We start from the raw sequence: 26,195 nt of genomic DNA, 5'->3' as shown, positions 1-26,195 counted from the left end.
TGCCCCTCGCTACCCGCATTCGGGTGACGGCCGCCGCGAGGCCTGTGACGCACCACGGGCGGACTCGACACTGGTTGTGACCGGGCCTGACTGTCGGTGACATCGAGGGGAGTCCCATGAGGGCGATGAAGCGCACGGCAAGGAACGCAGTACGGACGGCCGTGGCGATAGGAGCGGCCCTGACCCTGTTCACGGGGTTGTCGACCAGCGCCCAGGCGGCCGGGGGCGAGTTCAGGTACGTCAATGTGAACGAGGACGATTTCACCCTCGAAAACCCCACGAGCGGCGAGTGCTACCTGCTGCTGAGCGGCGCGAAACGCGCGGAGAACGCGACCAACGCGCGGGCCTCCCTGTTCACGGAGCGCGGCTGCGAGGGAGGGGCCGCGCTGGTGATGCGGCCCGGGACCTCGGCGAACTTCGGAGCGAGCGTTCCGCACAGCGTCCGGTTCGGCTGAAGGACGGCGGCCGGGGCAAGGACTTCGCGGGCCTGCCCCGGCCCGGCGGGCTACCGCCAGCCGTACCGCTCGCGCAGCCGGTCGACCACCAGCTGGAACCGCCCCCGGTCCAGCGCGCACGCTTCGCGCCGCATGCCGTCCTCGTGTACGCGCAGCACCCGGTCCACGTCCACCCAGGACTCCCGGCCGGCGCCGTCCCAGGGCCCGGTCCCGATCGGAACCCATTCCCGGTCGTGGTCGTGCCGCTTGCTGGACAACTGCACGGCCAGCAGCGTGCCGGCCGCTTCCCGCGCGACGACCAGCACCGGCCGGTCCTTTCCGCGCCCGTCGTTCTCCTCGAAGGGAACCCACGTCCACACGATTTCACCCGGGTCGGGATCCCCGTCGTGGACGGGGGCGTACGAGGTCTGCACCGGCCCGATGGCGTGCGGATCGGCCTCGGCGGTCGCGGTGTGCCCATCGCGGCCGGGCTGTTCGACGTGACCGTTGCTGTGATGCGAAAGTGCCGTCATTTGGGGGAGATTACTGGGTTTTCAGGCCCCTGTCGCACCGCTGGGCGCAGCAGTTTGATCTCCGCTGGGCGTGCACTTCGCGAAGGTTCTGGGCGCTCTCGCAGTGCTGCGGGCACAGCCTAGCCCGCTCCCGACTGGCCTGAGTGGCGGCGGCAACCGCAGGTCCTCGGAGCGCGCCGTGGCGACCCGGTGTCCGATCTTGCCGAGGCCGCCGGAAGCGGGGCCGTGTCACCGCCAATGTTAAGAGTCTCTTTCCGGCCGGAGAACAGCAAGGTTCGACAAATGTTCAGACCAGGAATAGACCGTCATTTCACCTCGTGATCTGCGTCACGCGAGGTGCGGCTCCCGCTAGGGAATTGGATACGGTCCGTCAGTAAATGGATCCATCTGACGGGCGCGGCTTCAGAAGGCCGACGGAAACCGAGTCTGTGTAACTGTTGTGTGTTGGCTGTGAGTACGGATAGGAATGGCCCCCTCTTGGCCGTTCTTGTGGGGGAGCTCCGTGCGCATCGCGCGTCCGTTCGTCATTGTCATCGCTTTCGTCATGGCCGTGTTGGCCGGGACGGAGCAGGCGGCGCTGGCCGCGAATCAGTGGGCTGTCGCCAAGAAGGGTCCTGGCGCGGGGGAACGCCCCGCACAAGGCTGGGGTTCGGCGCGTGGGCGCAGCCATGATGCCGAGGGCAGTGCGACCGGCGCCTCTGTGCGCGGTGGGCGCAGCGGTGCGCAGAAGGCGCCGGGTGAATTGCCGACTGATGGTGGTTCGTCCCGGATTAATCTAGGCGTTGAGCCGAAGCCGCCGGCTTCGGCGCCGTTCACAGCGGTCCCCGCTCCCGCGGTTCCGAAGCCGAAGGGGTTCGACTCCAAGACCAGTGCCGAGGTGCCCGGGGAGCGCGCGGAGCGTGCTCGTACGTTCGTCAACAAGGACGGCACCTACACGACCCGTTTCTACAATGAGCCGGTCAACTTCCGTTCCTCTGATGGGAAATGGAATCCGATCGACACGCGGTTGGCCAAGCCCGTAGGCGCGCGGACGATGAGTACTGCCGACGCGGGCTGGGAGGCGCAGTCCACGCAGGATTCGGTGTACTTCGCCGAATACGCGGACGCGGAATCACTGGCCCGTCTCGGCGTGAGTGATGTCGCGTCGATCGGCTATGGGATCGAGGGCGCCGCCCACTCCGCGGGCAAGGTCGACGGCAGTGTCATCACCTATCCCGAGGTTCGCAAGTCGTCCGATGTGGTGCTGATAGCGGGCAGTGACTCCGTCAAGGAGACGTTGACCCTCAAGGACAAGTCCGCGCCCACTCAGTGGCGCTTCCCCCTGGCGCTCAACGGCTTGACCGCGAAGCTCGACGGCTTGGGCGGGATTGCCTTCACCGATGCCGCGGGAAAGCAGCAGGGCTGGATGCCCGCGGGCTGGATGGAAGACTCGAACCGCGCTGAGAACTCCAACGAGGGCGTCATCTCCTCCGGCGTCACGTACTCGCTGGAGAACTCGGGCGACCGCCAGATTCTTGTTGTCACCCTGGACGCGGCTTGGCTTTCGGCGTCCGAGCGGGTCTTCCCGGTGAAGGTGGACCCGTCGGTGACGGGCGTGTCGTCCACCTCGGGCACGTTCGTCGAGTCTCCGTACAACCAGAACTTCGCCAGCGACACCAACATCAAGGTCGGTACGTACGACGGAGGTGGCCACAAGGCGGCCGGTTTCCTGAAGTTCGACGGGCTGAACAGCGGTGCGCTGAAGAACGGGTACGTGGTCGCCGCGAGCCTGTCGCTGTACAACACGTGGTCCTTGTCGTGCACCGCCCGTCCCGTGACCGTGCACCAGATCACCTCGAACTGGTCGGAATCCAGCACTTCCGCCTGGCCGGGTCCGGCGACCGGTCCTGCGTTGGGTTCGAAGAGCTTCGCGCATGCCTGGCGCCCGTCGGGGACCAACACCTGGGCCTGCGATCCGGCTTGGGAGGGCATCCCGCTCGGTTCCGATGGCCGTCAGCTGGTGGACGACTGGACGCACGACCGCAAGCCGAACTACGGCCTTGCGGTCAAGGCTTCGGATTCCGACTCGATGAGCTGGAAGCAGTTCGGCTCGGACAATTATCCCGGCGGGGCCCCGAGCCTGGACGTGACGTGGACGAAGTATGGAGCGGCGTACCAGCTGGGCGGGTTCATCCAGCCGCCGACGTCGACTTCCGAGGGCAAGTTCAAGGTCACCGTCACCAATCAGGGCCAGCAGACCTGGCCCAAGGGCGGCAACCTCAAGCTCCGCTATGACCTGTTCGACGTCAACGGCAACCTGATCAACCGTAGCGACTGGAACAAGGTCCGCTGGACGGACATGCCGCAGGATGTCCCCCCGGGCGGCTCAGCGACCCTTGACGCCGCGATCGCTCCGCTGACTCCCGCGACGTACACGCTGGTGTGGACGATGGACGACTACTCGGTCAGCAGCTTCGTCGAACAAGGTGTGCCCGGTGCCAGCGTCAGGTTCGACGCCGTCAACATTCCGCCCTACCTCACGGGCGCGTCCCCACCGAGCGGTTCCCTCAGCGACACCCTCACACCGACCTTGTGGATCGCCGCAGCCGACAAGGACCGTTATCCCAGCGCCCTTACGTACCTGTTCGAGGTGTGCGAGGTCGACGGCCAGGACACGCGTAAGAACTGCCGCAAGTCCCCGTCGGGCACCTCGCAGAGCTGGGCTGTGCCCGCCGGCTGGCTGAACTGGTCCAAGACGTACGCGTGGTACGGGTACGCCAACGACGGCCAGGACCAGTCGGCCCAGACACAGCCGTCGATGCTGACCCCCCAGGTTCCGCAGCCGGTGATCACCTCACACCTCGGCGGCGCGGACAACGGTCGCGGCTTCGGCGACCGTGCGGGTAACTATGCAACGGCAGCGACCGACGCTGCCGTGCCGGTGGTCGGCCCGGAGCTCGCGGTCACCCGGACGTACAACTCGCAAGACCCTCGTCAGGGCAATGCCTTCGGTGCCGGCTGGGCGACGCGCTGGGACATGCGGGCCACGGCGGAGGCTGACGGAAACGTCGTCGTCACCCTCGCGGGCGGCAGCCAGATCCGCTTCGGCCGCAACAACGACGGCACCTACAGCGCACCCTCCGGCTCCATGGGCGTGCTGACTTCGGTCGCCGGCGGAGGTTGGACGCTGCGTGACGCGAGCGGCGCCCTGTACACCTTCGACACCGCCGGACTGCTGAAGAAGACCACGGACGGCAACGGCCGCGAGCAGCTCCTCACCTACACGGGCGGGCTGCTGACGAAGGCGACGGACGCGCTCTCCAAGCGTGCGCTCACCTTCACCTGGAGCGTGGGCCGCGTCAGCTCGGTCACCACCGACGCCGTCGGCCCCGGATCTCCGGCGCTCACCTGGACGTACACGTACAGCAACGGCCGGCTGACCAAGGTCTGCCCGCCGACCTCTACCACCGCGTGCACGGCGTACGAGTACACGGCCGGGTCGCAGTACCGAAGCACGGTCCTGGATGCCAATCCGGTCTCCTACTGGCGATTGAACGAGAGCGAGGGCGAGAGCGCGGCGAGCGAGGCGGTCTCGCGCACCGGCCTGAACGCGGGCCGCTACCGCGACGTCGGGCTCGGCCTCCCGGGCGTCCTGACGGGGACGGGCAACAAAGCGGCCTCGTTCAACGGCACCAATTCCTACGTGGAGCTCCCGGAAGCCGCTCTGTCCGCCTCGAAGATCCTGACCGTGGAACTCTGGTTCAAGACGGTCAAGCCCGGCGTCCTCGTCGGCTTCCAGGACAAGCGGATCACCGACGGCAAACCGAACATGTGGGACCCGGCCCTGGTCATCGACACGGCCGGCAAGCTCCGCGGTGGTTTCGAACTGGCCAACGAATGGAAGGACCCGATTTCCTCGACGGCCGTGGTCACCGACGGTGCGTGGCACCATGCGGCCCTCACGAGCAGCGGTACCGGCGAAACCCTCTACCTCGACGGGCAGGCCGTCGGTTCCCGCACCGGGACCGTGGACCACACCACCAAGACGTTCGCCTACCTCGGCGCCGGCTTCTCCAGCGTGGCATGGGACGGCGACACCTCCCAGGGGGTCCGCTACTTCAACGGCAGCATGGACGAAGTCGCCGTCTACCACCGGGCCCTGGACGCCGGTACGCTCCGGGCCCACTACGACGCACGCACCGGAACCTCCAAGCTGACCAAGTTCACCCTGCCATCGGGCCGGACCGGCGCCCAAGTCACGTACGACAGCGACACCGAACGCGCCACCCAGGTCACCGACGAATCGGGCGGCACCTGGCAGATCTCCGCGCCCCAGTACGCTGCGGGCTCCCAGGCCTACACCAACGCCGTCCGAGCGACCGGCCCCGTCAACTACTGGCGTCTGGGCGATACCAGTGGCGCGGCCGCCGCCGATGAAATATCCAGCGGCGGCAACGGGTCCTACCGTGACGGCGTCACCCTCGGTGCGGTCGGCGCGTTCCTGGACGGCGACGACGGATCGATCACCCTGGACGGCGCCAAGGGTGCCGTCCAGGTCCCAGCCGAGCCCCTCAGTGGCACGCCCTCGATCTCGATCGAAATGTGGTTCCGGACTGACAAGCCGTCCGGCGTGCTCGTAGGCCTCCAGAACACGGCTCTGGGAACCCAACCCGCGATGTACAACCCGAGTCTCGTCATCGATGCAGAAGGAAAGCTCCGAGGGCACTTGTGGGACGGCTCTTCCTTGGGAGCCGTCATCAGCTCCGGCAAGGTGACCGACAACACCTGGCACCACGTGGTCCTCACTGGAGGCCCGTCCGGTCAGACGATGTACCTCGACGGGCTGAAGACCGGCTCCAAGGCCGGAGTGGTCAAGCCGGAAACCCTCGCCTACGCCTTCCTCGGCGCCGGCCATGCCAATGAGAACTGGGACGGTCAGGCCGCCGGAGTCCGCTATTTCTCCGGCCAGCTCGACGAGGCCGCGTTCTATGGCAAGGAACTGGACGCCAAGACGGTCGCGGACCACTTCAAGGCCCGCACCCGCCTGGTCGCCGGAAGCGGCGACCAGTACCAGGGCGCCATCATGGCGGACGCTCCGGTCAGTTACTGGCAGCTGGACGAGGCCAGCGGTACCCGCGTCACCAACAGGATCGCCGCGACCGGCGGCAACGGCACCTACACCAAGGCAAAGCTGGGCAGCACCGGCGCCTTCGGCTTCGGCGACCGCACGGCGGCCGAATTCACCGGCGATGGCTACGCCCAGCTCCCGGGCGCCGGGATCATCCCCGACACCGACCTCTCCGTCGAGCTCTGGTTCAACACCACCAAGCCGGGTGTGCTCCTCAGCGACGTGGACCAGCCCCTGCCCGACACGCCCCTCGACTGGGCCCCCGTCCTCTACGTCGGGTCCGACAACAAACTGCACGGTCAGTTCTTCTCAGGGACCGGTCTCAGCAACACCTCACCCGCCACGGTGACGGACAACCAGTGGCACCACGCCGTCGTCACGGCCCAGGGCTCCACCCAGACCCTCTACCTCGACGGCGCCCAGGTGGCCCAGGCCACCAACTCGCCCGTCAACCACGAGCGCAGCAAGTACACCTACATCGGGGCCGGCTACGCCAAGAACTGGCCTGCCTCCCCAGGCGACCTCAGCTACTTCACCGGCCAGATCGATGAGGTCGCCGTCTACCCGAATCCCCTAACGGGTGAGCAGATCGCCAAGCACTACAACGCCCGCACCCGGGCCTCGGGCTCTTCCCTCACCTCGACCGTGACCGTCACGGACCCGACGGGAGCCAAGAGCAGCAGCACCTACGACGCCGTGCGCGGCCAGCGCCGCACCGCCTCCACGAACGCGGACGGCGGTGTGACGACCTACGCCTACGACACCGGCGGGTTCCTCCACACGGTCACCGACCCCAACGGGCACGCCACCGTCACGGGCCACGACGAGCGCGGCAACACCGTCTCGGCGACCACCTGCCGCGACGACGACTCGTGCTGGACCGGGTTCACCGACTACTACTACAACGCCGCCGACCCCCTGGACCCGCGAAACGGCAAGCCCACTGCCACCCGCGACGCACGCTCCACCGGCGCGGCCGACAACCGCTACCGGACGTCCACCTCGTACACGCCGCTCGGCCTGACCGACACCGTGACCCTCGCCGACGGCCGCACCTCGGCCACCACCTACACCACGGGCAGCGAGCCCGCAGTCGGCGGCGGCAGCACCCCCGCAGGCTTGGTCGCGACGAACAAGAGCGCCGGCGGGATGACCGTCACGTACGCCTACTTCGCCAGTGGCGACCTGGCCAAGTCGACGACCCCCTCCGGCCTCGCCACCACGTACACCTACGACGGCCTCGGCCGCAAACTCACCGAGACCCAGACCTCCGACGCCACCCCGGCCGGCGTCACGACGACCTACACCTACAACGCCATGTCCCGCGTCGCATCCGAGACGGGCCCCGGCGTCAAGAACGAGATCACCGGAACCACACACACCGCCACGGTGAACCGCACCTACGACACCGACGGCCTGCTCCTGACCGAGTCCACCCAGGACACCACCGGCGGCGACACCGCGCGGACGACCACCTACCAGTACAACGCCCAAGGCCTCAACGAGAAGACCACCGACCCGGCCGGCAACGAAACCCTCTTCACACACGACTCCCTCGGACGAGTGACACAGGAGACGGACCCGGCGGGCAACGTCGTCACCCACTCCTTCACCAAGCGCGGCAACCTGGCCGAGTCCGTCCTGAAGAACTGGACCGGCGACCCCTCCGGTCAGACCCGCGACCTCGTCCTGGTTTCCAACGCCTACGACCCGGCCGGCCGCCTCGCCTCGACAACGGACGCGATGGGCGCCACCACCGCCTACACGTACTTCGACGACGGTCTGAAAGCCAAGACGACAGCCAAGGCCGTGACCCAGGCCGACGGCACCAAGCACGACATCGTCCTGGAGTCCAACGACTACGACGGCGCGGGCCACATCACCAGCCAGACAACCGGAGGCGGCCGCACGACGGTGACCAGCACGGTCGACGCCACCGGACGCACCACACGCACCGTCCTCGACCCCAACGGCCTCAACCGGGTCACGACGACGGCCTACGACGGCGACGACCGGGTCACCGAGTCGACACAGTCCATCGACGCCACCGGCAAGAAGGTGACCGCCACCACCGAGTACGACACGGCGGGCAACCCCAAGAAGACGACCGTCACCGACGGCACCACCACCCGTACCACCTCGTCCACCTTCGACCAGCGGGGCCTGGCGCTCACCGCGGTCAGCCCGCGCGGCAACACCACCACCAGCCGCTACGACGAACTCGGCCGACTGGTCGAGCAGACCGCCCCGCAGGTACAGGCCGAAGAGAACGGCGCCGCGGCGACCACCGTCACACCCAAGACCCTCACCGGCTACAACACCTTTGCCGAGGCCACGGACGCGCGCGACGCCCGAGGCATGGTGATCCGTACCGAGACCGACAAGCTGGGCCGCCCCACCGCGGTCACGCTGCCCGACTACACCCCGCCCGGCGGCACCAAGATCACCGCCGTCGCCCGCACGACGTACGACCAGCTCGGCCACCCGGCCTCAACCACCGACCCTCTGGGCCGCGCCACGTACTTCACGTACGACCAGCTCGGCAACGTGGCTACCAAGACGGACCCGGCACTCGGCGGCACCACAGCCTTGCAAGCACCGGGAACCGCCACCCTCAACGGCACCAACACAGCCCTCTCCGGTGGCGGCGTCAGCACCTACACCTGGACACCCACCAAGCTGCCCCTGTCCGCGACCGACCCGACCGGCGCCCGCACCGAGTCCACCTACGACGAACTCGGCCGCAAGCTGACCGCGACCACCGTCGAACGCAAACCCACACTCCAGAACCTGGTATCCCGCTACACCTGGGACGACGCGAACAACCAGACCGCGTCCACCACCCCCGCCGGTCGCCGGACCACCGCCACACACAACACGGCCGGCGAAGTCCTGACCGTCACCGACCCCCTGGGCGGCATCACCAAGTCGGCCTACGACGGCCTCGGCCGCACCACCGAGACCACCGACGCCACAAACCGCAAGACCACCACCGCCTACGACCTCCTGGGCAAGCCCACCGCCGTCACCGACTTCGGCGCGGGGACCACCGCACTGCGTACGGTCTCCTCCGAATACGACGCCGACGGCAACACGACGGCCTCCACGTCCGCAACCGGCGCCCGTCGGACCTACACCTACGACGCACTCGGCCGCATGACGAAGCAGATCGAGCCGATCAGTGCTACGGACTCGATCACGACCACCTTCGGCTACGACGCGGCGGGCAACCGCACGCGCTTGACGGACGGCCGCGGCAAGGCCACCTACTACACCTTCACCCCATGGGGTCTGCCGGAGTCGACGATCGAACCGGCCACAACCCAGCACTGGAACCCGGACGTCCGCACCTGGACCACCACGTACGACGCCGCAGGACAGCCGGTCACCGAACTCCTGCCCGGCAACGTCAAGCGCCAGCGCACCTACGACGCCCTCGGCCGCCTCACCAACGAGACCGGCAGCGGCACGGCGGTCGCGACGCGACCCCGCACCCTCTCCTACGACCTCGTCGGCCGTATGACGGGCTCCGGCACGGACGGCGTCCTGGCCGCCAACACGTACACCTACAACGACCGCGGCCAGCTGCTGAACGCCGACGGCCCGTCAGGCAAGTCCGCCTACACCTACGACGCCGACGGCAAGATGACATCCCGCGCCGACGCGGCCGGCACGACCGCGTTCACCTACGACACGGGCGGCCGACTCGACACCACCACCGACCCCCTGACCGGCACCCAGGTACGGAATGGCTACGACGCGGCGGGCCGGCCCACGCTGGAGCAGTACGCCCGCCCCGGCACTGGTGGCACGTACACGATCAGCGCGAACCGGACCTACACCTACGACGACCTCGGCCGCCTCACCAAGGACACCGTCGCCCGCACAGCAGGGGGCGACGTCCAGGGCCAGGCCTACGACTACGACCTCGCCGACCAGCTGGTGAAGAAGACCACCACAGGCACCGCGGGCGCGGCCGCCAACACCTACACCTACGACCTCGCCGGCCGCATGACGTCCTGGAACGACGGGACCACCAACACCCCCTACGAGTGGGACAAGTCCGGCAACCTCACCAAGCGCGGCGCCCTCACAGGCACCTATGACTCGCGCAACCGCCTCGAAACCTGGGGCAGCAAAACCTACGCATACAGCGCCCGAGGCACCGAAAAGACCGTCACCGACTCCGCGGACGCCAACGCCACACAGCAAATCCAGACCGACGCCTTCGAACGCACCGTCACCAACGGCGCCAGCACCTTCACCTACGACAGCCTCGACCGCGTCCTGACCCACAACGCAAGCCCCTTCACCTACGACGGTGGCTCCAACAACCTGGTCACCGACGCCACCACCAGCTACACCCGCACCCCCGGCGGCTCCATCCTCTCCACCGCCACGACCGCCCAAAACGGCACCGCCCGCCTCGCCGTCACCGACCAGCACAGCGACCTCGTCGCCAGCCTGGCCCCCGACGGCACCACCCTCGCCGGCTCCCGCACCTACGACCCCTTCGGCAAAACCACCGCCACCAGCGGCACCAACCCCAACATCGGCTACCAGTCCGGCTGGACCGACCCCACCAGCGGTGAAATCAACATGGCCGCCCGCTGGTACCAGCCCGGCATCGGCAGCTTCACCAGCCGCGACACATACCAACTCGACCCGGACCCCTCCGTCCAGGCGAACCGCTACACCTACGCCAACGCAAGCCCGCTGAACGGCACCGATCCCACCGGCCACTTCATCGATAACGGAACCGGTCGTTACGCATCCCCCAGGGCGGCCGTCAGCCTCGCGCCGGTGCACCCGAAGGCCCCAAGCTTCAGCTGGGGAGCCCTAGGCCGCCGGGCTGGTGGCAGGCTGCTCGGGATTGTGGGCCTCGTGGTAGGCATCGTCGCCGATGCCGAAACCCTCGGCTACAACTCGTGCGAGAACGCGCCGCAGGGCTGCGGCTACCTCAACCCCCAGCCTGATTTCCGTGGCGGAGGCAGCTACTGCGAAATGTGGCCCTGGATGCCGGTGTGCCAAACCAGAGGCAGGCCCCCGGTTGGGGTGGACGACCCGGAGGGCGATGGAGGCGGTGGCGGTGGCGGCGGAGGAGGCGGTGGAGGAGGCGGTGGCGGCAGCCGGTGCGGTCGCCGATGCTTCCCGCCCCCGCCCCCGATCATCCAGAACCCCAACAAGGGGAAGCACCCGGTCCCGGCGCCGACACGCGACCTGGAAATCGATACCGCGGCCATCCGCGACGCTGCGTGGACCCTTGGAGACGGCTGGCTGATGGTCGTCAGTGCACGGAATCTGCTTCAAATGCTGCAAGGTGGCACTAATTTTGTCCCGGAAATTCTGCCAGCTCCTACCGACGTATTCGGCGGGAAGAATAATGGTAGAGATCGCAGTGATGATAAGTGTGACGACGGTCCAGGGGTAAGTGCGACCGGGCATGCGGTATACCTGCCGCGCGAACGTTACTACGATGACCATGAGGGCAGTTATCAGTGTCGGGCGACCGGAGTGTACGGTCTGCTGGATATGAGCGACTACAATAAGGGGCGCAAATATCCGGGGACGAACACTAACTCTTCCACGAAGCCGCCAGGAATGAATGAAATCGAGAGTCAGGGGCATACTGCCGCGAATGGCCATCTGATACCTGCCGCAGCAAAGGGTTCCGGGATTGATCTCCGAAACCTGGTCGCAGAGTACGAGAAGACCAATACTCCATATTTGAACCATGGTGTTGAATCTGAGATCAGAAATGCGATAAAGTCGGGGGCGTCGCTCTCTATTTCTGTAACGCCTCATTATGATGACGATGACTCGGGAATCCCGACGCGTATCGAGTACAATTACGGGGTTCCTGGGGCGTGGGCGAAGCACTGTGTGATACACCAGTCTCCGACGGGTGGTACTACTACGGGCAGTGCTGACTGTCCAAGGAGGTAAGTGTCGTGAGTGGCGAGTACCTGCCAAGGGTGATGGCTGTGCTGGGTGCTGAGACTGGGCGGCGTTCAGAGCCGGCGGAATGGCTGAAGATTGAAAGCGATCTCGGCTTCGCGTTGCCCGACGACTATAAGGCTCTGGTTGACGCCTACGCTCCGGTCAAGTTGAACGGGCATCTCGTGCTAAATCACCCGGCAACGCCGCGATGGAATCTAGGGGAGTACATTCGCGATACATCTCGTGCATGGTCTGAAGTCCCTTGGGGTGAAGATGTGGATGGGGATCCTCGGATTGTTCTCAATCTGGATGAGCTCGAATTCGGGACCCTGCGCGGGTTGACGCCTATCGCGTCTGCGGATAGTGGGCAGACGGTATTCCTGGCGGCGGATCCGAAGGGGCTTCGCCCCCTCTTGTTCATCGAGGATGGCGACGGGGAGTTCTTTGAGTATTCGATGAGCTTCTCGGAATGGCTGTATAGGTATTTGGCGGGTGAAGATATGGCAGGGCCAAATTCTTCATATTTCTATCCTGGGCCGGTCGAGTTGGAGTCACGGCCTATGTCTCAAGGTGGTGAAGTCGTGCGCTGGTATGGGCCTGATCGTGGAGTTTAATCGCTCTCAATATCAGACTTGCGGCATCGTGGGCTCGGTCGTGAAGTCGGCTCCTCAGGTCCAGGCCGTTGCGCTCAATTTGTATCCCTGCAGGTGCGGCCGGGGGATGGGAGCGGCCACTGGCCGGGCCAGGCCTCATCGTGTGGGGCTGCGTCCGAGGAACGCACGGCGCGCTCGGCCGGCTAGCCGCTTGGCTTGGTCGGTGCGGGCGGCGACGATCGTCACCCGGTAGGTGATGTGGGCGCCCTCGGAGGCGTCCGAGAGCGGCGCTCAGTCCACGAAGCCACCCAGTGGGTAGAGGACGCCGTACGGCAGCTGCGCCGGTTTGCTGTCGACCAGCGGGAGCGCCCCGACCGCACAGGGCCGACCGGTTGCCGTGGTCAGCATCGTGCGCACGGCAGGCATCACGGGGGCGCGGTTGATCACTCGGTGTCCCGGGTGAAGTTGGCGGCGGTCGGTCCCTCGATGCTGAGGACTTCGTGCCGGCACAGCCCGAGCGCGTCCCACTCGCTCAGGCCCGGGGTGGTGATGACCGACAGGGAGCGTTCGCCGTCCACGTCCAGGACCTCCGCCACCACCACGGCACGGGACGGGATGCCCGCTCGTGCCCGCCCAGGACCTCGGTCAACACGGCCTCCACGTCGGTGGCCAGACCACTCACAGGGCACGCTCCACCGCAGCACCGAGACTCCGGGCGACGACCGGCTCGGACGCCCCCACAGCAGGCCCGACGTGGGGAAAGGGGCTGTGCATACCGCCGGCCGGCCGGGGTGGGGCGGGAGCCCCCCGGCCGGCCGTCGCGTCCCCCGAGGCGCTGCCGCTTCCTAGACCCACCCGTCGAGGGAGGCCATGAAGCCGTCGAAGTCGTCCCGGTGGATGGTGTGCCCGGCTCCCGCCACCGAACGTACCTCGAAGCCGCGTTCCCGGAGGACCGCCGCCCGCTCCTCGGAGATCAGGAAGCTGGGGCCCGCCAGTTGCACGAGCGAGGGGACCACCGGCGCGGCCGGTAGCAGGTCGGCGCCCATCAGCGGAGCGAGGGAGAGCGCGGTCGCCTCGTCCCAGACGGCCAGGGTCTCCAGCTCGATGTCGACGTCGGCCTCGTCCCAGCGCGGGTTCATCGCCTGGATCTGCTCCTTGGGCGCGGACTTGAACCGGGCGAACATCTCCGGGGTGAAGCCCGGTTCGGGGGCGGCCAGGTGCCATGCGGGGTCGGAGAACACGGCCCGCTTCGGCTTCAGGCGGTCGACGGCGAGCGAGAGGGTCAGGCCGCCGAGGGAGTGTCCGATGGCGAGCTCGGCGCCGGCCGGCAGGGTCTCCACCACGTCGTCGGCGAAGATTTCGGGGCCGTACTCGCCCCGGCCGCTGGCCCCGTGGCCGCGCAGGTCCACGGCGATGGCGCGGTAGCCGCGCTCGGCGAGGGCGGGACCGACCCGGCGCCAGGTCCGGTGGTCGGCCATGATCCCGTGGATCAGGAGGGCGACGCGGTCGCCTTCGCCCCAGGTGTGGGTGTGGAGCTGCACTGTGGTGCCTTTCATCGTCAACGGCATGGTGTACGAGGTGGGTTCGGTGACCGGGGCGAAAGCCCGATCCGAAGGAGACGGGCTAGCGGACGCTGCGGATCGGCTTGACGGCCAGCGCGCCCGCGACCGCGAGTACGGCGGCCACGATGAACAGGGCGGTGTAGCCGCCGCTCACCGACACGATCACCGAGGCGATGAACGGCGCGACGATCTGCGGGCCGGCATTGGCGATGTTGAGCACGCCCATGTCGCGGGCCGCGTCCTCCGCCTTCGGTAGGACCATCGTCACCAGGGCGGTGTCCACGGCCATGTAGCAGCCGAAGGCCAGGCCGTTGATCACGGCGAAGGCCAGCATGGCCGTCCAGCTGGTCGACAGGGCGGGGATCACCAGCGCGATGGCGGACAGCAGTGCGGAGGCGCCGACGAAGAGCTTGCGGCGGTCGTACTTGTCCGAGAGCCAGCCGCCCAGGACGGTGGAGACCACCATCGCCACGCTGGTCAGCGGCATCAGGACGGCCACGGCCGACTCGGGCTTCATGCCCTCGGGCAGGACGGTGTGGTCCTGGAGGATGTACAGCTGGTAGCCGCTCACCGCGAAGTACCCGAGGACGAGCAGCGCCCGCCCGATGAACGCCCAGCGGAAGTCGTGGTCCTTGAGGGCGCTCGTGAAGGCGGCGAGCTGCTGCTTGACCGGCATCGGGGCCCGCGCCGGCAGCCGCTGCTCACGGGTGCAGGCGATGAACAGGACGGCGGCGCCCGCGACGAGCGCGCCGAAGATCAGGTACCCGGTGCGGTAGTCGTCCGAGCAGGCCGCGCCGATCAGGGCGCCGATGGTGGAGCCAAACGGCAGGCCGAGGCCGACGGCCGCGGAGGCCTTGCCGCGGGCGTTCATCGGGACGCGGTCGGGGACCACGGAGGTGATGGCGGCCTGGTAGATGTTCATGACGGCCTGGCCGAGGCACCAGGCGATGGTGATCAGCAGGATCGTGTCCGCGGCGCCGAGCAGCAGCATCGCCGGTATCGCGGCGAGCCCACCGCCCAGGATCCAGGGATTGCGCCGCCCGCTGCGGTCGGACAGGGCGCCCGCGACCGGGTTGAAGACCGTGGCGAAGATCGCGGAGACCCCCGCGATCAGGCCGAAGTTGGCGACCTTGTTCGCCGCGTCGATGTCTTCGACCTGGAGTGCGAGCAGTACGCCGGCGACGCCGATGTAGAGCGCGTACATGGCGCTGTTGCCGAGGAGCAGCAAGGGGAGCAGGCCGCGTCCGGGAGCGGACTTGGCGGAGGCGTCGGTGGTGGCTGCGGCGGTGCCGGTGCCGGGGGAGGAAAGGGCCACGGTGCCCTCCTGGGCAGTTTTCGAGGGGGCTGAGGGGTGGGGGAGGAGTGCCTGAAGGTGTGGGAGGGGTACGGGAGGCGGTACGGGGAGGAGTGCTCGCCGCCCCGTCACGACGGCGGGGGTGCGACGGAACGCGGCGGGGCGGCGGCACGACTGGGCACGTCACAGCACGTGCGGAGACACCTCTGGTGAAGCTGGGGTGACGCCTTGGTTACACGTGTCAGTGAATCGTGTAACCACTGTGTAGCATTCGTTTCCGGCCATCCGCTAGCCCCTGGGCACAACCGGTCTGGAAAGATGCGACGGCAATGTCTCAGTCATCGAAGCCGCCCAAGTCGCCGTCACCGGCCGCACCGGCCGCACCGGACCCGTCACCGGCCGCACCGGACCCGTCACCGGCCGCACCGGCCCCGACTCAGCCCGCGCCGACTCAGCCCGCGCCGAGTCCGTCGGTGCCGAGTCCGCCCGTGCCGACCAGCGCCGACGTGGCCCGGCTCGCCGGCGTTTCGCGCGCGACGGTCTCGTACGTCCTGAACAACGCGGAAGCCGTACGCATCAGCGAGCCGACCCGCCGCAAGGTGCGCGAAGCCGCCGAGGAGCTCGGCTACGTCCCGCACGCGGCCGCCCGCAGCCTGCGCGCCGGGCACACGCGCATCGTGCTGCTGCCCACCTCGCACGTGCCGATCGGCCCGCTCTACAGCAACTTCCTCAACGAGTTGCAGTGGGCGCTGCGCCGCCTCGACTACACGGTGGTCCAGTACGGCAGCCTCGGCCTGACGGGCGACGAGGCCGCGCGGGCCTGGGCGGAGTTGCGGCCGGTCGCGGTGATCTCGCTCGGCGAGATCACGCTGTCCGCGCACAACGTCGCCACCCTCAAGCGGGCCGGGGCGCGCGCGGTGATAACGATGGGACCGGTGACCGTCCCCGGAGCGCACGCGCTGGTCATGGACCAGGCGGAGGTCGGCGCACGGGCGGCGGAACACCTGGTGGAGCGCGGCCGGCGCCGGATCGGCGTGATCGTGCCGGAGGAGGAAGGGCTGGAGCTCTTCTCCGCGCCCCGGCTGGCCGGCGCCCGGTCGGTGGCCGGAGCCGAGGTCGTGGCCCTGCCGATGGCCTACTCGGAGGAGTCCGCGGCGGCGCTCGCGGAGCGGTGGACCGGGCTCGGCCTGGACGCGGTGTTCGCGTACAACGACGAGTACGCGATGCTGCTGATGCGGGCGTTCCAGGACACGGGGCTGCGGGTGCCGCAGGACGTGGCCGTCATCGGCGCGGACGATCTGCTGATCGGGCGGCTGCTGAGGCCGAGGCTGAGCACGGTGCAGATCGAGATGCCGACGGGCGAGCGGCTGGCGGGGCTGGTGGACCAGGCAGTACGGGAGCCTTCGGCCGTGGTGCGGCGGCACGACCTGATGGCGGCGGTGGCGCTGCCGCGCGAGTCGACCTGACGGGACGCCCCGGCCGACTCCCTGCGCGGCCTGCGGTCCGGGGCCCGGGGTTCGCGGGCTATCGGCCCTGATCGCCGGTGGCGTCGGCCGACTCGCCCGGTGAGACGAGTCCCGTCTCATAGGCGAGGACTACGGCCTGGGCCCGGTCGCGCAAGGTCAGTTTGCCGAAGATCCGGGCCACGTGCGTCTTCACCGTCGCCTCGCTGAGGGTCAGCTCCCTCGCCAGTTCGGCATTGGAGAGCCCCCGGCCCATCAGCGTCAGCACCTCCAGCTCGCGCGGTGTCAGTACGGCCAGGTCCCGGTGCACGGCCGGGGTTGCGGGGCCCGGCCCGGCCGGGGGAGCGCCGGGCGCGAAGCGCTCCACGAGGCGGCGGGTGATCGAGGGCGCGAGCAGGGCGTCACCGGTGTCGACCAGGCGGACGGCTGCGGCCAGGTGCGCGGGGGTGACGTCCTTGAGCAGGAATCCGCTGGCTCCGGCGGCCAGGGCCGCGTAGACGTAGCGGTCCAGGTCGAAGGTGGTCAGCATGATCACCCGGCAGTCCGGGGCGTGCGCGAGGACCCGGCGGGCGGCTTCCAGGCCGTCCATGACGGGCATCCGGATGTCCATCAGCACGACGTCGGGCCGCAGTTCGCGTACGAGGGCCACGGCCTCGGCCCCGTCGGCGGCCTCGCCCACCACGTCGATGCCGCGGGCGGTCAGGATCATGCGGAAGCCGGTGCGGACCAGTTCCTGGTCATCGGCGATCACGACGCGGGGGCCGGGCGTGGCGTTCGCCGTCACGGCCGGTCCAGCGGTATCCGGGCGCGGACGCGGTAGCCGCCGCCGAGGCGGCGACGGGCGTCCAGGTCGCCGCCGTAGACGGTGACCCGCTCCCGCAGGCCGAGCAGCCCGCGTCCGGTGCCGTCCGCCCGGCCCCCCGTCGCCCCGCTCCGCACCGGACGGCTGCCCGACAGGACGCTCGGGCCGCCGTTCAGCACCTCGACCCGCAGGTAGTGGTCCGCGTACCGCACCGTCACCTCGGCCTTCGCTCCGTCCCCGTGTTTGAGGGCATTGGTCAGGGCCTCCTGGATGATCCGGTAGGCGGTGACGTCGATCCCGGTCGGCAGCGGGCGCGGCTCGCCCGAGACGCGCATCTCCACGGGCAGGCCGGCGAAGGCGATGCGGTCGATCAGCGGGCCGATCCGGCTCAGGCTCGGCTGCGGAGACAGGTCCATCCCGTAGGGCTCGTCCTCGCCGTTCTGCGCGGGTGCGAGCAGCCCGAGCAGGTGCCGCAGCTCGGTCATCGTGTTCCGCCCGGCAGTCTCGACGGCGCTCATCGCCGCCGCGGCCTCCTCCGGCATCGTGGCCAGCACCTCGCGGGCCGCCCCGGCCTGGACCACCATGAGGCTCACGTTGTGGCTGACGATGTCGTGGAGGTCGGCCGCGATCCTGGCCCGCTCGGCGTCGACGGCGGTCTGCGCCGCGCTCTCGCGCTCCCGCTCCAGCAGCCAGCCGCGCTCCTCGATGGCCGCCCGGTGCAGCCGTCGGGCCCGGGCCAACGCCACGCCGAGACACCCGACGGCGCCAACTGCCGCCGCCAGGGCGATGATCAGCCAGATCGTCCCGGATCCCCACACGTGATCATCTTCGCAGCTCCGCGGAGTGTTCGCCATCAGCCCCGTACGCAGCCCTCGCACGCAGCCCCGTACATCTCCAGGATGACCCGACCGGACGGATACATCGAGGGGGTGACGCCGCGTCCGCGGACTCCGGCCTAGGTTCGAGCCATGACGAATGATCACAGCGGTGAACGGCAAGTGGTGGTGCGGCTGGACGGCGTGCACAAGGAGTACGGAGACGCGAAGGCCCTGGACGGACTGTCGTTGGAGATCAGGGCGGGGGACGCGGTCGCCGTGATGGGGCCCTCGGGCTGCGGCAAGTCCACCCTGCTCAACATGGTGGCCGGCCTGGACCGGCCGACCTCGGGCACGGTCGAGGTGCAGGGTCATGACCTCGGGGGGCTGAGCGAGACCGGCCTGGCCCTGTTCCGGCGGCGCAACGTCGGCATGATCTTCCAGTTCTTCAACCTCATCGACGATCTGCCCGTCCTGGACAATGTGGCGCTGGCCGCGCAGCTGACCGGCACCCCGACCCGGCAGGCGCGCCGCCGGGCCCTGGAGCTCCTCGACGAACTCGGTGTCGCCGGACGCCGGAACAACTATCCGGCGACGCTCAGCGGCGGCGAGCGCCAACGGGTCGCCGTGGCAAGGGCGCTGATGAACCGTCCGGCGCTGCTGCTGGCCGACGAACCGACCGGCGCCCTCGACAGCCGTTCCGGGGAACAGGTGATGGACCTGCTGATCGACCTGAACCAGATCGGCCAGACCCTGCTGATCGTCACGCACGACCCTCAGCTGGCCACCCGCTGCGCCAGTCGGCTGGTCGAAGTCGCCGACGGCCGGGTCGCCCGCGAAAGCGCCCTGGAGGCGGCCGCGTGAGCGCCGTGTGGAGGGCCTCGCGCGCGGCCGTGAAGCGCCGCCGGGTCCAGACCTTCGTCATCGGACTCGTCGTCCTGTGCTCCACCGCCACCGTCCTGCTCGCGCTGGGGCTGCTGAGCGCCGCCTCGGGCCCCTTCGACAAGGCGTACGCGAAGCAGCGCGGGGCCCATACGGTGGCGGCCTTCGACACCACCAAGGTCTCGACAGAGCAACTGGCGCGCACCGCCCGGCAGCCCGGGGTGGAGGCCGCGGCCGGGCCCTTCGGGCAGGCCGTCCTGGACATCCCCAAGGGCTGGCTCTGGATGGCGGGCGGCACCCTGACGGTGGTGGGCCGGGCCGACCCGGCGGGTCCCGTGGACCGGATCGATCTGCTGGAGGGCCACTGGGCCACCGCGCCCGGGGAGATCGTCGTCAACTGGTCGGTCCAGGGCTCGCCCGGCACGGCGCTGCTGGGCACCGAACTGGAGGTCCCCGGGGGACAGACGCTGACCGTCGTCGGATTCGCCGCGAGCATGAGCAAGTCGGCGAGCGCCTGGGTCTCGCCGGAGCAGATGGCCGCGCTGCACCCGACCTCCGCCCAGATGCTCTACCGGTTCACGGACGCCTCGACGGAGGCCCGGCTGAGCGCCGGCCTCGCCGGGGCCACCGCGGGGCTGCCGGAGGGATCGCTCACCGGCGCGCAGACCTACCTCACCCTCAAGCAGGCCTTCTCCGCACTCGCCGACTCCTACCTCCCGTTCATGACGCTCTTCGGCGTCCTCGGGCTGCTGGTCTCCGTCCTGATCGTCGGCAACGTGGTCAGCGGGGCCGTCGTCTCCGGATACCGGCACATCGGGGTGCTCAAGGCCCTCGGCTTCACACCGAACCAGGTCGTCTCCGTCTACCTGATCATGCTCTCCGTGCCCGCCGTCGTGGGCTGCGTACTGGGCACCCTGCTGGGCAACGTGCTCGTCGGGCCGATCATGAAGGTCGCGTTCACCGGCATCGACGTGGGCCGGGCCTCGGTCGGAGACATCAGCCCGTGGGTGTCCGTGGTCTGCCTCGTGGGCATGCCCGCGCTGGTCCTGCTGGCCGCGCTGGTCCCCGCCCTGCGGGCCCACCGGCTGCCCGCCGCGCAGGCGATCAGCGCGGGCGGCGCGCCGCGGACCGGGCGCGGGCTGCGCGTCCAGCGGATGCTCGGCGCCACCAGGCTGCCGCGACCGGTCAGCCTGGGTCTGGGCCAGCCGTTCGCCCGGCCCGGCCGCACCCTGCTGACCATGGCGGCCATCGTCCTCGGGGTCACCACCGTGACCCTGTCGACCGGACTGACCAGCACCATGCTGGCCTTCGGCAACGCCGGGCGGGAAGACGGAGGCGCCAGGATCCAGGTGACGGCGGGGGGTCCGGGCAACGACCGGACGCCTCCCCGGCTCAGTGACCAGCAGATCGAGGAGCGGCTCCGCTCCCTTCCGGGCGCGCAGGGGGTACGGGCCCGCGCGCTGGCGCAGGCGAACATGACGGGGCAGAGCCAGCCCGTCTTCGCCGACTTCTACCGCGGGGACGATTCCTCGTACGCCCACACGATCGTCAGGGGCCGTGCGCCGGCGGCGGCGGGCGAGATCGTGGCCGGGCCGTCGTTCCTGACCCAGCGCGGGCTGAAGATCGGCGACCGGTTCGCTCTGGAGCTGAACGGCAGGCAGGTCACCGTGACCGTCGTGGGCCAGGTCATCGAAGGCAACGCCAGGGCCGTGGAGGCCGGCTGGCAGACCCTGGCCCAACTCGCACCGGGCACCGGGGCCAGCGAGTACACGGTGCGGCTCGCCCCGGGCGCCGACGCGCGTGCCTACGCCGAGGCGGTCGAGGCGCTCGACCCGGGCCTGAGCGCGTCGGTGGCGGATTCGGGGAACGCCGGCATCACCACGGTCGTTACCTTCTCGACGGTGTTCACGGTGCTGCTGACCCTCGTCGCCTCGCTCGGCGTCTTCAACACGGTCCTGCTGAACACGCGCGAGCGGCGCCGGGACCTGGGCATGCTCAAGTCGATCGGAATGACCCCCCGGCAGGTGGTGGTGATGACGGTGACCTCGGTCGCCGCGCTGGGCGCGGTCGGCGGGCTCCTCGGCATCCCGCTGGGGATCGCGGCGCACCGCTTCGTCGTGGACAACGTAGGGGTGGTCGACTTCCCGGAGTCCATGAAGGACGTGTGGCACGCGCCGCAGCTGGCCGGGATGCTCCTGGCGGGCGTGGCGATCGCGGTCCTCGGCGCCCTGATCCCGGCCCGGTCGGCGGCCCGGATGACGATCGCCTCGGTGCTGCACACCGAGTAGCCCGCCTGTCCGGGGCCTCGTACCCAGGCCGGGGTCCGCGTTTCCCGGCCGGAGGGGCGCGGGCCCGGCCGGAGGGGCGTTGACATGGGGGGACGGGCGGACGGAGACTTCGGGCGCGCCCCACCGGGCGCGGGCGGGGCGTGCGCCGGGCCGGACAACGGCGTCGGTGAGGGCGCGCCGCCACTCTCGCTCGCCCAGGAGGGACTCCATGAGCATCCGTACCGTCCGCGACGTCTACGTCGTCGACGCCGTCCGCACCCCGATCGGCAAGTTCGGCGGGGCCCTCGCCGGGGTCCGGCCCGATGATCTGGCCGCCCACGTGGTGCGCGCGCTCGTGGACCGTACGCCCGCGCTCGACCCGGCCCGCATCGACGACGTGGTCTTCGGCGACGCCAACGGCGCGGGCGAGGACAACCGCGACGTGGCCCGCATGGCGGTGCTGCTCGCGGGGCTGCCCGTGAGCGTGCCCGGGGTCACCGTCAACCGGCTCTGCGGGTCCGGGCTCGAAGCCGTCATCCAGGCGGCCCGCGCCATCGCGCTCGACGACGCCTCCGTCGCCATCGCGGGCGGGGTCGAGTCGATGAGTCGGGCCCCCTGGGTGGTGCAGAAGCCCGAGCGCGGCTTCCCCGCCGGGCACCAGCAGATGTGGTCCACCACCCTCGGCTGGCGGATGACCAACCCCCGCATGCCCGCCGAGTGGACCGGTTCCCTCGGTGAGGGCGCCGAACTCGTCGCCGACAAGCACGGCATCACCCGCGAGGCGCAGGACGCCTTCGCGCTGGAGAGCCACCGCAAGGCGGCGGCGGCCTGGGCCGCCGGGCAGTACGACGCCGAGGTCGTGCCGTGGGCCGGGGTGGTCGCCGGGGTGGACCTCGTACGGGACGAGTGCATCCGGGAGGGGTCCACGCCCGAGGCGCTGGCGCGGCTGAAGCCCGCCTTCCGGAAGGACGGCACCGGCACGGTCACCGCCGGGAACGCCTCTCCGCTCAACGACGGCGCCGCCGCACTGCTGTTGACCGACGAGGCCGGCCTCGCCGCCACCGGGCGGGAGCCGCTGGCGCGGATCAGCGCGTCCGCGGTCACCGGGATCGAGCCCCAGCTCTTCGGTCTGGGACCGGTGGACGCCGTCGAGCGTGCGCTCGCCAAGGCGGGCCGGGGGTTCGGGGACCTGGCCGCCTTCGAGCTCAACGAGGCTTTCGCGGCGCAGGCGTTGGGCTGTCTCGCCAACTGGCCCGACTTGGACCCCGCGTTGGTCAATCCGCGCGGCGGGGCCATCGCCATCGGCCACCCGCTCGGCGCCTCGGGGGCCCGGCTGGCGGGCTCGATCGCGCATCAGCTCGCGGCGGCCGGTTCGGGTACCGGTGTGGCGGCGCTGTGCATCGGCGTGGGGCAGGGCATCGCTCTCGTTCTGGAGCGCTGATCCGCGGGGGAACCGTTCCAGTGGCGCCACTGGCACCATCGGCTCCGCCGGCGATCATTTTCGGTCATAGGTGGGCTGCAACCATGCGCCGAGCAGAGGGAACCGGTGTCTCGGGGGCGGGGTGATGGCACGATGGCGCGTGCTGCCGCCCCCCGCCCCGCCCACCCGCACCCGGAGGCCCCGCGCCATGCCGCTTCTCGATCCGACGCTCTGGCAGGACGGACCCACGCTCACCGGCGGTACCGCCCCCGTGGTCGAACCCGCCACCGGACAGACCCTCGCCACCATCGACCTGGCGGCCCCGGCCGACGTGACGGAGGCCGCCGTACGGGCCCACGCGGCGCAGCGCGACTGGGCGCGGGCCACCCACCTGGAGCGGGCGGCCGTGCTGCGCCGCGCCGGGGACCTGTTCGCCGCCCACCCCGACGAACTGCGGGACTGGCTGGTGCGGGAGTCCGGGTCGATACCCGGCAAGGCCGACTTCGAGCTGCACGTCGCCGCGCAGGAGTGCTACGAGGCCGCGGCGCTGGCCTCGCGCCCGGCCGGCCAGGTGCTGCCGAGCGAGGCCCCGCGGCTGTCCTTCACCCGCCGCGAACCGGTCGGCGTGGTGGGGGTGGTGGCGCCCTTCAACGCCCCGCTGATCCTCGCGATCCGCTCGGTGGCACCCGCGCTGGCGCTGGGCAACGCGGTGCTCCTCAAGCCGGACCGTCGCACCGCCGTGTGCGGCGGTCTGCTGCTCGCCGCCGTCCTCGCGGCGGCCGGCCTGCCGGCCGGGCTGTTGCACGTCCTGCCCGGTGGCGCGGACACGGGTGCGGCGGTGGTCGCCGACCCCCGGGTACGCGTGGTGTCGTTCACCGGATCCACTGCGAGCGGCCGGGCCGTGGGGGAACTGGCGGGCCGTCACCTCACCCGCGCACACCTGGAGTTGGGCGGGAACTCGGCGCTCGTCGTGCTCCGAGACGCCGACGTGGAAGCGGCCGTGGCGCAGGCCTCCTGGGGTTCCTTCTTCCACCAGGGCCAGATCTGCATGACGGCGGGCCGGCACCTGGTGCACGCCTCGCTCTACGACGAGTACGTCGAGCGGCTGGCCGCGCGGGCCGAGGAGCTCGCGGTCGGAGACCCGTACCGCGAGCAGGTGCACCTGGGGCCGCTGATCGACCGGTCCCAGCTCGGCCGGGTCCACGGCCTGGTGGAGGCCAGTACCGCGCAGGGCGCCAAGCTCGTCGCCGGAGGCACCCACCGGGACCTCTTCTACCGGCCCACCGTGCTCGCGGGCGTCGGCGACGACACCCCCGCCTACGCCGAGGAGGTCTTCGGCCCGGTGGCCCCCGTACGGTCCTTCGCGACGGAGGACGAGGCCGTACGGCTGGCCTCGGCCGGCCCCTACGGGCTCGCCCTCGGGATCGTGACCGCCGACGCGGCGCGCGGCCTGGACCTGGCGGGCCGGATCCCGACCGGGATCGCGCACATCAACGACCAGACGGTGAACGACGAGGCGGTGGCCCCCTTCGGCGGCGTCGGCGCCTCGGGCACCGGCGCACGCTTCGGCGGCGAGGCGAACCTGGACGCGTTCACCGAGCTGCGCTGGACCACGGTCCGCGCCACGCCCGGCGCGCACGGGTTCTAGGCCGTCGCGTTCCGATCGCTTTCGCATCCTGCCCGACCTGGACGAACGCGAACGCCCCGGGCGGAATGCCTGGGGCGTTCCGTTCGTTCACGGAGCACAAGAAGTGCAGCAATCAGGAGGTCTGGACAATCGTGGCTACTGTCGAACTCACCAAGGAGAACTTCGACCAGACGGTGAGCGAGAACTCATTCGTGCTGATCGACTTCTGGGCGGGCTGGTGCCGCCCCTGCCTGCAGTTCGCCCCGGTCTACGAGAAGGCCGCCGAGGCCAACCCCGACCTGGTCTTCGCCAAGGTGGACACCGAGGCGCAGCAGGAACTGGCGGCGGCCTTCCAGATCAGCTCGATCCCGACCCTGATGATCGTCCGCGACCAGGTGGCGATCTTCGCCCAGCCCGGCGCGCTTCCGGAAGCGGCCCTGACGGACCTCATCGGCCAGGCCCGCGCCCTGGACATGGACGAGGTGCGCGCCAAGATCGCCGCGGAGCAGAAGGCCGCGGAGGGCAACGGCGCAGCGGGCACCGGCGCCCCGGAGTCCGGCACGCCGGACGCCTGAGTGCGTGACGGGCCCTCGCCCTGCGGTGAGACTGGCCCGTATGACTGAAGCGGTGGAGTACGACGTAGTGGTGCTCGGCGGGGGACCGGCCGGCGAGAACATCGTGGACCGGACCCGCGCCGCCGGGCTGAGCACGGCCCTGGTCGAGAGCGAGCTGGTGGGCGGCGAGTGCTCGTACTGGGCCTGCGTGCCCAGCAAGGCGCTGCTGCGCCCGGCGCTCGCCCGGGCCGACGCGCGCCGGGTGCCGGGTCTCGCGGGAGCCGTGGCCGGCCCGCTGGACGCCGAGGCGGTGTTCGCGCACCGGGACTACTGGACCGGCAGCTGGAAGGACGACGGCCAGATCGACTGGCTGGAGTCGGTCGGCGCCCACGTGTACCGGGGGCACGGGCGGCTCTACGGAGTCCGGAAGGTCGCCGTCACCAGCCCCGAGGGGGAGCACCACGTGCTCTCCGCCCGGCACGCCGTGGTGGTGGCGACCGGCACCCGGGCCGTGATCCCCGATGTGCCCGGCCTGGTGGACGCCCGGCCGTGGACCAGCCGCGAGGCGACCTCCGCCCAGGCGGCGCCGGGCCGGCTGCTGATCGTCGGCGGCTCGGTCGTGGCCGCCGAGATGGCCACCGCCTGGCAGGCGCTGGGCTCCGAGGTGACCGTGCTCGTACGGGGCTCCGGGCTGCTGCCGCGCATGGAGCCGTTCGCCGGGGAGCTGGTGGCCGAGGCCCTGCGCGAGGCGGGCGCGAAGGTCCGTACGGGGGTCGCGGGGGGGGGCGGGGGTGGGGGGGGGGGGCGCCGGCCCCGCCCAGGGGGGGGGGAAGGGGGGGAGTCGCAGGAGGGCGACGAGATGGTGATTGCGACCGCCCGCGCGCCCCCCACCCAGAGCAACC

Annotated in this window: 16 protein-coding genes; 10 read left to right on the top strand and 6 right to left on the bottom strand. The window is 70.1% G+C overall.

Translation table 11 applies throughout. The features are described 5' to 3' along the window. The first annotated feature begins 125 nt into the window (after positions 1-125). The gene (locus ACFXDJ_RS25285) at positions 126-455 is read left to right on the top strand and encodes a hypothetical protein (RefSeq protein ID WP_384652996.1); all 330 of its coding nucleotides are present in this window, start codon (positions 126-128) and stop codon (positions 453-455) included. 50 nt (positions 456-505) lie between these two features. On the opposite strand, the gene ACFXDJ_RS25280 is transcribed toward ACFXDJ_RS25285, so the two are convergent. Beyond that, entirely contained in the window at positions 506-967 is a 462-nt protein-coding gene (locus ACFXDJ_RS25280; protein ID WP_384652999.1) for a type II toxin-antitoxin system PemK/MazF family toxin, read from the bottom strand. Between the two features lie 1,033 nt (positions 968-2,000). On the opposite strand from ACFXDJ_RS25280, the gene ACFXDJ_RS25275 reads away from it, so the two are divergent. Together ACFXDJ_RS25275 and ACFXDJ_RS25270 are read left to right on the top strand one after the other, a co-directional pair. Next, positions 2,001-12,020, top strand: a complete 10,020-nt coding sequence (locus ACFXDJ_RS25275; protein ID WP_384850356.1) for a LamG-like jellyroll fold domain-containing protein — start codon at positions 2,001-2,003, stop codon at positions 12,018-12,020. Between the two features lie 5 nt (positions 12,021-12,025). Next, positions 12,026-12,628 carry an SMI1/KNR4 family protein gene (locus ACFXDJ_RS25270; RefSeq protein WP_384653005.1) on the top strand — a complete coding sequence of 201 codons (603 nt, stop codon included), beginning with the start codon at positions 12,026-12,028 and terminating at the stop codon, positions 12,626-12,628. A 422-nt stretch (positions 12,629-13,050) separates the two neighbouring features. On the opposite strand, the gene ACFXDJ_RS25265 is transcribed toward ACFXDJ_RS25270, so the two are convergent. From ACFXDJ_RS25265 to ACFXDJ_RS25255, 3 genes are all read right to left on the bottom strand, one after another. Then, complete coding sequence (locus tag ACFXDJ_RS25265; protein WP_384653007.1) at positions 13,051-13,206, bottom strand: hypothetical protein; 156 nt, start codon at positions 13,204-13,206, stop codon at positions 13,051-13,053. A gap of 246 nt (positions 13,207-13,452) precedes the next feature. Next, complete coding sequence (locus ACFXDJ_RS25260) at positions 13,453-14,148, bottom strand: alpha/beta fold hydrolase (RefSeq protein ID WP_384652953.1); 696 nt, start codon at positions 14,146-14,148, stop codon at positions 13,453-13,455. An 82-nt stretch (positions 14,149-14,230) separates the two neighbouring features. Continuing rightward, positions 14,231-15,484: an MFS transporter gene (locus ACFXDJ_RS25255; protein ID WP_384652912.1), complete on the bottom strand. Its 1,254-nt coding sequence runs from the start codon at positions 15,482-15,484 to the stop codon at positions 14,231-14,233. A 467-nt stretch (positions 15,485-15,951) separates the two neighbouring features. On the opposite strand from ACFXDJ_RS25255, the gene ACFXDJ_RS25250 reads away from it, so the two are divergent. Next, a complete protein-coding gene (locus ACFXDJ_RS25250; protein WP_384652910.1) occupies positions 15,952-16,929 on the top strand; it encodes a LacI family DNA-binding transcriptional regulator in 978 nt (325 codons plus the stop codon). 58 nt (positions 16,930-16,987) lie between these two features. Here ACFXDJ_RS25250 and ACFXDJ_RS25245 read toward each other — a convergent pair whose 3' ends face one another. Beyond that, a complete protein-coding gene (locus ACFXDJ_RS25245) occupies positions 16,988-17,710 on the bottom strand; it encodes a response regulator (protein WP_384652908.1) in 723 nt (240 codons plus the stop codon). Next, on the bottom strand, positions 17,707-18,546 hold the full coding sequence (locus ACFXDJ_RS25240; RefSeq protein WP_384652906.1) for a sensor histidine kinase: 840 nt from the start codon (positions 18,544-18,546) through the stop codon (positions 17,707-17,709). Before ACFXDJ_RS25240 ends, ACFXDJ_RS25245 begins: the two co-directional genes overlap by 4 nt. Before the next feature lie 150 nt (positions 18,547-18,696). On the opposite strand from ACFXDJ_RS25240, the gene ACFXDJ_RS25235 reads away from it, so the two are divergent. The 6 genes from ACFXDJ_RS25235 to ACFXDJ_RS25210 all read left to right on the top strand — a co-directional run. Then, positions 18,697-19,407, top strand: a complete 711-nt coding sequence (locus ACFXDJ_RS25235; protein ID WP_384652904.1) for an ABC transporter ATP-binding protein — start codon at positions 18,697-18,699, stop codon at positions 19,405-19,407. After that, on the top strand, positions 19,404-21,713 hold the full coding sequence (locus tag ACFXDJ_RS25230) for an FtsX-like permease family protein (RefSeq protein ID WP_384652902.1): 2,310 nt from the start codon (positions 19,404-19,406) through the stop codon (positions 21,711-21,713). The genes ACFXDJ_RS25235 and ACFXDJ_RS25230 overlap by 4 nt, the downstream gene beginning before the upstream one ends. 208 nt (positions 21,714-21,921) lie before the next feature. After that, entirely contained in the window at positions 21,922-23,133 is a 1,212-nt protein-coding gene (locus tag ACFXDJ_RS25225) for a thiolase family protein (protein ID WP_384652900.1), read from the top strand. A 187-nt stretch (positions 23,134-23,320) separates the two neighbouring features. Next, positions 23,321-24,760, top strand: coding sequence for an aldehyde dehydrogenase family protein (locus ACFXDJ_RS25220; RefSeq protein ID WP_384850353.1), 1,440 nt, complete (start codon positions 23,321-23,323; stop codon positions 24,758-24,760). Positions 24,761-24,888: 128 nt separating this feature from the next. After that, positions 24,889-25,314 (top strand): thioredoxin family protein, encoded by a 426-nt coding sequence (locus ACFXDJ_RS25215; RefSeq protein ID WP_384652951.1) that lies wholly within the window; start codon positions 24,889-24,891, stop codon positions 25,312-25,314. Between the two features lie 40 nt (positions 25,315-25,354). Further along, positions 25,355-26,195 (top strand): FAD-dependent oxidoreductase (locus ACFXDJ_RS25210; protein ID WP_384850350.1); only part of this gene is annotated, 841 nt, incomplete at its 3' end.

Source organism: Streptomyces sp. NPDC059443 (genome assembly GCF_042750105.1).
In the GTDB taxonomy this organism is placed as follows: Bacteria; Actinomycetota; Actinomycetes; order Streptomycetales; family Streptomycetaceae; genus Streptomyces.
Note: the sequence above shows the minus strand (reverse complement) of the source record. Positions and strands in the feature narration are given on the sequence as shown.